Genomic DNA, 3,708 nt, shown 5'->3' with positions numbered 1-3,708 from the left:
TATTTTCGAACGCCTTTTTTGATAAACTATTAGAAAATATCCCAAATGTCAGACGCTGGGATAATCCGTGTTTATTTCTCATCATCCAATTTTACGTGGCCCCAGTTTTCACCCGAGCGAATACGATTGAGTTGGGTATGAGTGATGCCAAATTGCTTTGCAATCATCTTCAGACGGTTTTTGTCTGAGCGTAGCATCTTTTTAATCATCAAAACCTTACTTTCTGTAAGTTTATAGTTTTTAGTCCTTCTAGGAATAACTTTGTCTCTCACAGCTGGATTGTCACGATTATGGATGGTCATTTCATCGCGAGTAACCCATTTCAAATTTTCCCAGTGGTTGTTAAGCTTGTCGTGGTCGAGGTGGATGACAAATTTCTTTTCATCCGAGTCTTTTTTCAAGAAAAACTCAGCTACAAGTTTATGTACATAGCGATTTAATGATTTATTGCCTTTTGCTCTGATATTCAAGGATTTATACCCTTGTATTTTAGAGCCTGCAATAATTTCGCCATTTACAGGGTCATTTTGGAAACTTTTAAGTCTGCCATAGTTGGATACCTGATAACGAGGAGGATTTTCTACTTCAGTGAACGGAATATCCACCCATTTCTCGTTCCAGAAACTACTGATTTTGTTGATTTTCAACGCTGTTTTCTTTTCTGTCATGGGTGTAAAGATTATGGATTATACAATGTACTGAACCCGTTGTGTAATGGTTTGTTAATCAATTAGTTTTATAAAGTAAGTAAAGTAATTAATGATTCAAGAAATATAACATGTTGTAGTTTAAAATGCGTAAAAGACAAATTGTATCTAGTGCAATAAAACCTCAATTGATATCTTCCAATCAAACATTGTCAACGATAATTGATTTGTTGTAGCGAGTAATCTAAAAAGATTACGAGAGTTTGTTCACTTTATCGGGTTAGGTCTAATCGAAATATAGCACTTTAGAATATCAGTAAAACTGCAAAGTTAATAATTTTGTTTCAAGCAGTTTGGTATAAATTTAGCAAACTGCTTGAATAAAGATATTAAAAAAAGAAATGTAAAATTATTTTAACATAAAAATTTTACATTCTCCTGCCAACAAGCTATTAACGCAAAATTTACCGTTTGATTGCCTGATAGGCTGTAATGGATTTACAAAAGTTGAAAAAATATTGACGAGTTCTGTCCCTTCTAATCCAGCTTTTAGCTCAATCGCTTCGCTATTCTGCTCAATATCCAAATTTACAAGAAAAATGTAATCCGTTTCGCCTGCTATTTGCCAAGCAATTACCTTGTGCTCATTTTCTACTGAGGGGGCAATAATCCAATCAATTTTTTTGTGTAATAGACTAGGATAAAGTTGATCTGCCACGGTTTTGATTTTCTCTAGGTTTGAAAATAGCGCGGCATTTTTGCCCCAAATATAAGGTCCATGTGTTGATTTTGGTCCTTGATCGAGCTGGAAAACATATAACTTGGTATAATGTTCATTTGGTGCTGGTACGGGATGTGCATCACGTTGCTCGAAGCCTAGGCTCATATATGATGGCATGTCGGTTAGGAAAAATGCCATAAATAGCCTTAATTCGTTTCCTTTCAGATAAAACTCATCAAACCGAGGGTCATCTTTATCAGCTGTGATTATTGTAAAATTTGGAGCGAAGCTTCTCGTTTGTGCCAAATGATGGTACCGTGCAAATTCATGAATAAACCTTGGTGTTCCGACCACCATCGACTGCAAATCTCCTAAAGTTGAATCTGTATCTGAGCCTTCAAGATGTTCTTCCTCTACGCCATAGGCCATTTCGTTGGGTGGAGCCAAAAAGCTTTCGGCAAAATAGCCAAATGAAGGTTTTTGTTGTCGAATAAAATGTTTGATATATTTATGAATGTCATAATACAAGTCTGTTTCGCTTGGAGTTCCATTTGGACGCATCTGCACGTGTGACATGTCTCCACGCATAAAATCAAAGTTGAATTCTGTGGCAAAACCTAAGTAACGATTGGCGACATACTCCCACACTTCAGTTCTGGGTTTGTCGAAATCTATTTCCCATTGCGCATTATTATTTTTGGCATCATAAAGCTTAAATCTTCCTAAAGGCCCAAAAACGCGAGACATGGTCTGAGGTTGTGCTATCACATAATCGCGCCATACTCTTCCGTCCTCATCTATCGTTTTGGCTTCATCGTGAGGGTCTACTACTAAGCCACGATAAGGTGGTGCCATGGTGGCAGGCACGGGCTCATACCCCTCCTCAAATAAATAGCTAATAAACTGATTACGGCGTCCATTGCGTCCCCAGAGGTCTTTTTTCTGACCAAATAATACCAAAATTCTATCTGATTCACTAAATTGAGTATTATCAAAAAATGCCTGAACACTTTTTGGGTAAGATATATCAACCGAAGCACCTACCATTTGTAGAAACTCGAAAATACGCTCCTGGACTTTTAAATGTAGATTTTCTTCATGGTTTAAGATTTCAAACTCTTTACGTTGTAACCATTCAAAATACTGAGGATTTGCAAGCGCAACTTCTGAATAACGGTCGGTATGCGGAATCACATCCATACCTACTGTTTTGCCCAAGGCATGAAGTAGATTAACAACCACTTTCAATTGCTTTTCGACGGTATCCAAATGAGGATAATAGCTTGCTAACTCAGCATCATAAAACTCTGGGTTGATATTCCAACCAGCCATACCGTACAAACTGGCCACTACACCACATTCCCAAATAGGCAATAAGTGAATTGAAGATTGTGAAGCAGGTAGCGTGAGAGAGTACTTTACTACATTCCAAAAGCTCTGAATCGTTCGAACATTGATACCCACCATGTTTACCGTTTTGAGCCATTGTCCATCAGGTAATGCTTTGACAGGGCTGTCGATAGTATTGTTAGGATTAATGGCTTGATAAAAGGTGGCTTGTCCCAACTTTCGTTCTAATATATAAGCTATTTGGGCGGTTGGTATTTTAACGGCCAATTCGGGCAAAAGATGCGGTATAAATTGGCTTTGCCCATTGAGATAGGGCGCAATTAACTGCTGCTGATTGTTTGCCCAGAGTTGGCAAAAATCATCATGTGTATCTTGGATGTTCATAGATTAATATAAAAATGGATAATGGAACGTAACAAATGTCAGCTATACTGAAACTATTAGTTCTCCTAAATTTGTTTTAAAAGTAAACAAATTCTTGAAAATTACATATTTTTTGTCTTTGATATTACTTTAAGTAATGGACTAAAAGGATAATACATAAATACTTATGGCAAAAAAAACCTTGGTAATTGGCGCAACAACCAATTCTGAAAGATACGCCTACATCGCAACTAATATGCTTTTAAATCATGGGCACGAAGTAGAGCTTTTGGGTGTAAAAAAAGGAGAAGTAGCTTCTATTCCAATCCAGAATGGTTATCCAAAATTGGAAAAAATTGATACAGTTACTATGTACATTGGCCCACAACATCAGCCAGCGTATTATGACTACATACTTGAACTGAATCCAAAACGTATCGTATTTAACCCAGGCACCGAAAATCCTGAGTTTGAGACTTTGGCACAAAGTAGGGGAATAGCGGTGGAAGAAGCCTGTACCTTGGTTTTGCTTTCGACAGGACAGTATTAATTTGAAAATTTGTCAATTTGAAAATTTGAAAATGTGCGGATTTGTTAATTTGAAAATTTGAAGATTTGAGAATGTGC

General features: G+C 37.0%; 3 protein-coding genes. 1 reads left to right on the top strand and 2 read right to left on the bottom strand.

Features of this window, described 5'->3' with window-relative positions; genetic code table 11:
* Window positions 1-71: 71 nt before the first annotated feature.
* On the bottom strand, window positions 72-668 hold the full coding sequence (locus tag ACOVQ4_RS02185) for an NUMOD4 domain-containing protein (RefSeq protein ID WP_283325902.1): 597 nt from the start codon (window positions 666-668) through the stop codon (window positions 72-74).
* Between the two features lie 388 nt (window positions 669-1,056).
* The gene (locus ACOVQ4_RS02180) at window positions 1,057-3,102 is read right to left on the bottom strand and encodes a hypothetical protein (protein ID WP_421819026.1); all 2,046 of its coding nucleotides are present in this window, start codon (window positions 3,100-3,102) and stop codon (window positions 1,057-1,059) included.
* Between the two features lie 166 nt (window positions 3,103-3,268).
* Here ACOVQ4_RS02180 and ACOVQ4_RS02175 point away from each other — a divergent pair, with 166 nt between their 5' ends.
* Window positions 3,269-3,631 carry a CoA-binding protein gene (locus tag ACOVQ4_RS02175; RefSeq protein ID WP_421819025.1) on the top strand — a complete coding sequence of 121 codons (363 nt, stop codon included), beginning with the start codon at window positions 3,269-3,271 and terminating at the stop codon, window positions 3,629-3,631.
* The last annotated feature ends 77 nt before the right edge of the window (window positions 3,632-3,708 follow it).

The sequence above is a fragment of the Flectobacillus sp. genome, from assembly GCF_049240685.1.
Lineage (GTDB): Bacteria > Bacteroidota > Bacteroidia > Cytophagales > Spirosomataceae > Flectobacillus.
Note: the sequence above shows the minus strand (reverse complement) of the source record. Positions and strands in the feature narration are given on the sequence as shown.

Excerpts from the sequence above, each read along its gene's own strand:
- ACOVQ4_RS02185 (WP_283325902.1), bottom strand. The coding sequence starts at position 668 with ATGACAGAAAAGAAAACAGCGTTGAAAATCAACAAAATCAGTAGTTTC.
- ACOVQ4_RS02180 (WP_421819026.1), bottom strand. The coding sequence starts at position 3,102 with ATGAACATCCAAGATACACATGATGATTTTTGCCAACTCTGGGCAAAC.
- ACOVQ4_RS02175 (WP_421819025.1), top strand. The coding sequence starts at position 3,269 with ATGGCAAAAAAAACCTTGGTAATTGGCGCAACAACCAATTCTGAAAGA.